The sequence below is a fragment of the Rhodopirellula sp. UBA1907 genome (genome assembly GCF_002337565.1).
Classification (GTDB): Bacteria; Planctomycetota; Planctomycetia; order Pirellulales; family Pirellulaceae; genus Rhodopirellula; species Rhodopirellula europaea.
Window position 1 is genome coordinate 52,909 of the sequence record NZ_DDGH01000099.1, and the last position, 5,936, is coordinate 58,844.

Consider the following 5,936-nt stretch of genomic DNA (forward strand, 5'->3'; position numbering starts at 1 on the left):
TTACCCATTTGCAATGTCCAATTTGCAATTTGCAATTCTCGCAGGCCATCTCTCACTTGGCGGCAAGATCGCGCAACCGTAGGCCATGTTCCACATGGCAGACGAGCCGATGCTTGGGAACCAAGCGAGGCGACTAATCAACACGCCTTCGAGAGAATAGATTTACTCGGCGTAGAACGATCGCCAGGTGGAACCTGGCCTACGTCGTGAGTCGATTGCAAAGTGCTTTGTCCCGGCAAGCGGCATGACATCACCGCCGGACAATTACCCATTTGCAATGTCCAATTTGCAATTTGCAATTCCCGTAGGCCATCTCTCACCTGGCGGCAAGATCGCGCAACCGTAGGCCATGTTCCACGTGGCAGCCGAGCTGATGCTTGGGAACCAAGCGAGGCGTCCAAGCAACACGCCTTCGAGAGAATAGATTTACTCGGCGTAGAACGATCGCCAGGTGGAACCTGGCCTACGACTGGGTTCCTTTCCCACTTCAACCCAATAAAAAAACCCGACGCGGTGCGCCGGGTTCTCGTATTCAAATCGTTGCGAACAAAATTCAGGCCTTGGCCATTTCGTCGCGAACGCGTTCCAGCAATTTCTTGCTGGCTTGGATGCCTTCGGCTTCGCTGAGCCCGCCACCTTCGTACTCGATCCCAACGTAGCCGTTGTAACCAAAGTCGGTGACGATCTTCATCATCTTGAAGTAGTCGGTGTTCTTCTCGTTGCCTTGATCGTCGAAGTCATGCGTCTTGGCACTGACAGCCTTTGCATAAGGCATCAAAGCTTGCACGCCGTGATAACGGTCAAACTCGTCGGCATTCTTCCCACGCGAGATAAAGAAGTTGCCAAAGTCGGGCAACGTGCCACAGTTGTCCATCCCAACACGTTCCATCACGACAGCCAACCAGGCGCCGTTGCTGCTCAACCCACCGTGATTTTCGACGATGACATTGATGTCTTGTTTCGCGGCGTACTCACTGAGTTGGCTGAGCCCGTCCGCGGCGTACTCGATTTGCTCAAGATACGATCCACCGCTGGCCGCGTTAACGCGAATCGAGTGACAACCGAGGAACTTGGCCGCATCGACCCACTGATGATGGTTCTCGACCGCCTTCGCGCGAGCTTCGTTGTTTGGATCGCCCAAACGACCTTCACCGTCGACCATGATGAGCAAGCTCTTCACGCCGTTGTCGCTGCAACGACCTTTCAGGTCCGCCAAATACTTTTCGTCGCGAGCCTTGTCCTTAAAGAATTGATTGACGTACTCGATCGCATCGATGCCAAACTGTTCTTTCGCAACCTTCGGAAAGTCCAAGTTGGTGATGCCAACCGAGTCATCGCGAAGAGTGCGGTGCAGCGACCATTCCGCCAATGAGATTTTGAACGGAGCGTGATCGTGGTCATGACCTTCGTGGGCATGAGCCAACATGCGTGAACCAGCGAGTCCGGCGACGGCCGTGGTGGCGGCAAGCGACTGCAAAAAATGACGACGTGGCAACATGGTGGGCTGTTCCTGACGGTTCAGAGGTGGGCGTGGGGTGTGACAAAGGAGACATTCCGAAACACTGGCGTTGCCAATGAAACCGGAAGAGCAAAGCTCTCCCGTGCATCGACGAAGCGGCATCCACAGGAAGTCAAATCCAAGGTGTCCGCAAACGACGGCAGAGCAAATCAACGCGAACGCAGCAGCCATTGCAAACGGATCGACATTCTAGCTGAAACGCAGAGCAACGCGCAACAAATTCAGCCCGGCAGAGCACCACGATTCCACAATTCAGATGGGTGGATGGCACCATCCGCACTCGCGTGAGTTTTGAAGCTGCGTTCTTTCCTCCAATGGCCAACGGCCTCGTTCAACATAGCCAGGGGCATCGCCCCTGGAGCAGAAAAACTTGGCCCCATTTTGACCAACGGCCAAATTCAATTCAAAACGCGGGGGATGATGTTGGCCGTTGGCCAACCCATTTCCCTTCATTCTCGATTCCTAGGGCGATGCCCCAGGCTACGTTGACGAAGGCCGTTGGCCAACAAAACCGACTGCATAAGCGCAATTTCAAAACGCGCGAGCGAGGGACCTACTGGCTCGTTGCAATGCCACGCGACTCCCCACGACGGCCCCATCCGGGGCGACCTTCCTGTTTCCGTCTTCCATCTCGGGGTTTCCACCCCGAGCTAAGAACGACGGCCCCTCCGGGGCGATGACGGCAGTCGAGCACGAGCACGAGCACGAGCTAGAAGCTAGAAGCTAGAAGCTAGAAGCTCACTGTGGTCCTGTGACCCTGAGCCTCTTCCCCACTCCCAACACCTGACCGCGCAGCAAAATGACCGCGAACCCAAAGACATGAATTCGCGATCATTGACTGATTTGACCGATTTCCGAACGAACCAATCCGGCTTCGAACTACTTGAGTTCGACCGAGCCGCCAGCTTCTTCGATTTCGGCTTTGACCTTTTCTGCGTCTTCTTTCGAGACAGCTTCTTTCAGGGTTGCTGGGCAACCTTCGACCATCTTCTTGGCGTCCATCAACGATGCGCCAGTGATGTTCTTGACGACCTTGACGACGTTCAGCTTCTTCTCGCCGAAACCGGTCAAAACGACGTCGAATTCGGTTTGCTCGACCTCAGCAGCGCCACCACCGTCACCGGCAGGACCAGCCATCATCACAGCACCACCGCCGGCGGCTGGCTCGATGCCATGCTCATCCTTGAGGTAGTCGCTCAATTCTTTGGCTTGCTTCAGGGTCATGTTGGCGATCTTGTCGCCCAGTTCTTTTGCTTCGGCGCTGTATTCTGCGACAGCGGTTGCTTCATCGGACATAGTCAAACTACCTCAAAAACGAAAAAGGTGATTCGGAAATGGTTCAGGGAAAATGCCGGGGCAAGGACAAAGGCTCCGGCAGGTTGAGCGGAGACGATTATTCGTCGCCTTCGCCCTTGGACTTGATCTGACTGTTGAGTGTCTTACCAGGACCAAGCATTGCAGCACTGAGTGTTGCACCTGGGCCGAGGATTTGACCAACCAACATAGAAATCTGTTCTTCACGACTGGGCCATTTACTGACCGCTTTGACGCCTTCTGGATCAAGCTTTTCACCGTCCAGAACGCCGCCCGTGGTGACAAACTGTTCGAACTTCTCTTTGTCCTTGTCCAGCCGGACGGCTTCCTTTACCAGACTGACGAAGTCGCTTGAGCCCCAGAGCACGGCGACTTGCCCATTCGTTCCTTCGAACGCGGGGAAGAGAGACGTGCCTTTGGTGGCGCGTCGGGCGAGTGAGTTTTTGACAACCATCATCTGGATGTCTTTTTGTCCCAGTTCGCCACGCAGCTCGTTGGTCGTGTTTGCATCCATTCCGGTGCAGTTGACCAACACGGCATCCTCCACGCCTTCAAGCCGACGCTTGAGATCGCGAGTCACCAGTTCTTTGACGTATTTACTCATCGGATTTTTTCACTCGAAAGAGCCAAACCTTGGCCGCAGTTGGATGTGATCGTTTGGGGTTGGACCAAAAAACATTGATCCACCAACATCAATCTGAAAACCAACGCTTTCGGCCATGATGCTGGTTGATCGGGACGGCCTGATGATCGAAATCACCTGGCCAACCCGTGCAGCTAGGTAGCAACGCGAACACTAGGGGTCATCGTTGCACAGATCGCCACGCCTTTGATGTACGTGCCTTTAATGGACTGTGGCTTCATCGCCGAAATGAAATCGACGAACGACGCGATGTTTTCTTCCAGCTTGTTTGCTTCGAAGCTCATCTTGCCGACCATCGCGTGGACGTTGCCACCCTTGTCGTTTCGGAACTCAACCTTACCGGCTTTGTACTCGCTGACGACTTTGCCGACGTCAGGTGTCACAGTTCCAGCACGAGGGCTAGGCATCAAACCACGAGGACCGAGAACTCGGCCCAAAGGTCCAACCAATCCCATCATGTCAGGGGCGGCGATACAGACATCGAAGTCTGTCCAGCCATCTTTGATCTTCTTAGCCAAGTCTTCCTGGCCGACTTCATCCGCTCCGGCTTCTTCAGCCGCCTTGGCAGCGTCGCCTTTGGCGAACACAACCACACGCTGGGTTTTGCCGATGCCGTGTGGCAGGACGAGCGAGCCACGGATGATTTGATCAGCCTGGTTTGGATCCACGCCCAAACGCATGTGAACTTCGACCGTTTGGTCAAACTTCGTGGCGTCGTATGTTTTCAATACCTCGACGGCCTTGCCCAATGGAAGCATTTCCTTGGGCTGTTTTTCGAGGGCGGCACGATACCGCTTGGATTTCTTTCCCATTTAGTCACGACTCATTTGTGTCGGGTGGTATGGCGATTCCACGCTGGCCCGAACTCTTTGCAACCAGCCAACTGATACAATCGGCTGAAAGAACGCCCGGCGGCAGAATCTCCCACTTGTTAAACGACCGAACCCAGAAAAAGACTGGGATGCAATCGAAGCGGGGGAGTTTGGCGAAGGCCAGCAGCAGCGTCAACCTCAACTAGCCCAAGCGATTCGGATTTTTTCCTTGGTTTTTTGAAGTGAGGCCTTCACCGGGGCACATCGGTTGCAATCGTGGGACAGTGCAGGAAAAACTGTCACAATCGCGGGCAAATCGAAACGACCTGCCAAGACGGCGGGACAAAGACGCATGTCAATCGACACGCCGTGACCCGTCAACTGGCATGCCACCGACCTCGCGGCGTCTTCCCGGAAGACAATCCTGTCCTGGCGGAAGATGGCAGTCCCGCAACATTTTGAAATGGAAGACTTCGGACGATTGGCCATGGCGATCCGCCATGTGGATGCTTTTCAAACCAATCCCGCAAGCGATCCAAACGCGAACATAAATACGCTGCACCGGCAACTCGTTGGGCACGTGTGAGAATCGAAAGAGAAACGAATCATGAAACCTTGGCTGACCGCACTTCCCGTTTACAACGAAGCCCAATACGTCGACGAAGTCCTCAAGAACGTGCTGAAGTTCACCGATCAAGTGCTGGTTGTTGACGACGGCAGCACGGACGGAACCCGCGAACGCTTGGACGCCTGGGCCAGTCGATTGCCAGAATCCGTTGCTGTCGTGCATCACCCACAGAACCGAGGCTACGGCGCCGCTTTGCAAACCGTTTTCTCGTACGCGATCGAGAACAACTTCGAAGGGGTCGTGACCCTGGACTGCGACGGACAGCATCAACCCTGCCGAATTCCAGAATTTATCGACGCCGGCCGGCACGCGGACATTGTTTCCGGAAGCCGCTACCTGAAGGAATTCGACGGCGACGACGCTCCTCCGCAAGAAAGGATGTTTATCAATCGCCGAATCACGGCGGACATCAATCGTCGACTTGGCTTTTCGCTCACGGACGCCTTTTGCGGCTTCAAAGCCTACCGGACTGAGGCTCTGCGAGAGCTGAAGATCACCGACGATGGCTATGCAATGCCATTGCAACTGTGGGTCGAAGCCGCCGCTGCAGGACTTCACGTCACCGAATTGCCAGTGCCACTGATCTACCTGGACCTCGAACGATCGTTCGGTGGATCGTTGGATCACGCCGAAACTCGGCTGAACTACTACAACCAAGTCTTGGACGACGCGGTCGACCTGGCTTGCCGCGAAGGACGTTTCCGCAAAGGACGCGGCAAGAACGATCAAACCAATTCGCCTTGCGGAAAAACCTCCAAACGAGCCGCCAGCTGAATCCAGCCGGCACCAATGTCGCCCATCGACTCCGCTCGATGGATGCCCTGCATTGCAAAGCATCTATTATCACCCTCTCTTTGGGAGGGCCGAGCGAAGCGAGGGGAGGGCTCTGCATCGGATCCAGCGCGTAACCCTCCCCGGCCCGAAGCGGGCCGCCCCTCCCAAGAGGTCGTGCAATTTTTAAGTGCTGTGCTCGCAAGGTTGAAATCACACTCCTGAACGCAGTTGGGGAGGGTCGGAATG

At 55.1% G+C, this 5,936-nt stretch carries 5 protein-coding genes; 1 reads left to right on the forward strand and 4 read right to left on the reverse strand.

The features are described 5' to 3' along the window. Positions 1-553 precede the first annotated feature (553 nt). The 4 genes from B2R17_RS24810 to rplA all read right to left on the reverse strand — a co-directional run bounded on the left by B2R17_RS24810 (position 554) and on the right by rplA (position 4,288). Positions 554-1,498: a sugar phosphate isomerase/epimerase family protein gene (locus B2R17_RS24810; RefSeq protein ID WP_286766132.1), complete on the reverse strand. Its 945-nt coding sequence runs from the start codon at positions 1,496-1,498 to the stop codon at positions 554-556. A gap of 900 nt (positions 1,499-2,398) precedes the next feature. After that, a complete protein-coding gene (gene rplL, locus B2R17_RS24815; protein ID WP_007324459.1) occupies positions 2,399-2,815 on the reverse strand; it encodes a 50S ribosomal protein L7/L12 in 417 nt (138 codons plus the stop codon). A 97-nt stretch (positions 2,816-2,912) separates the two neighbouring features. Then, a complete protein-coding gene (rplJ, locus tag B2R17_RS24820) occupies positions 2,913-3,437 on the reverse strand; it encodes a 50S ribosomal protein L10 (protein ID WP_286766133.1) in 525 nt (174 codons plus the stop codon). 173 nt (positions 3,438-3,610) lie between these two features. Beyond that, positions 3,611-4,288: a 50S ribosomal protein L1 gene (gene rplA / locus B2R17_RS24825; protein ID WP_008654054.1), complete on the reverse strand. Its 678-nt coding sequence runs from the start codon at positions 4,286-4,288 to the stop codon at positions 3,611-3,613. Between the two features lie 607 nt (positions 4,289-4,895). On the opposite strand from rplA, the gene B2R17_RS24830 reads away from it, so the two are divergent. Then, positions 4,896-5,690 carry a glycosyltransferase family 2 protein gene (locus B2R17_RS24830; protein ID WP_286766134.1) on the forward strand — a complete coding sequence of 265 codons (795 nt, stop codon included), beginning with the start codon at positions 4,896-4,898 and terminating at the stop codon, positions 5,688-5,690. Positions 5,691-5,936: the final 246 nt, after the last annotated feature.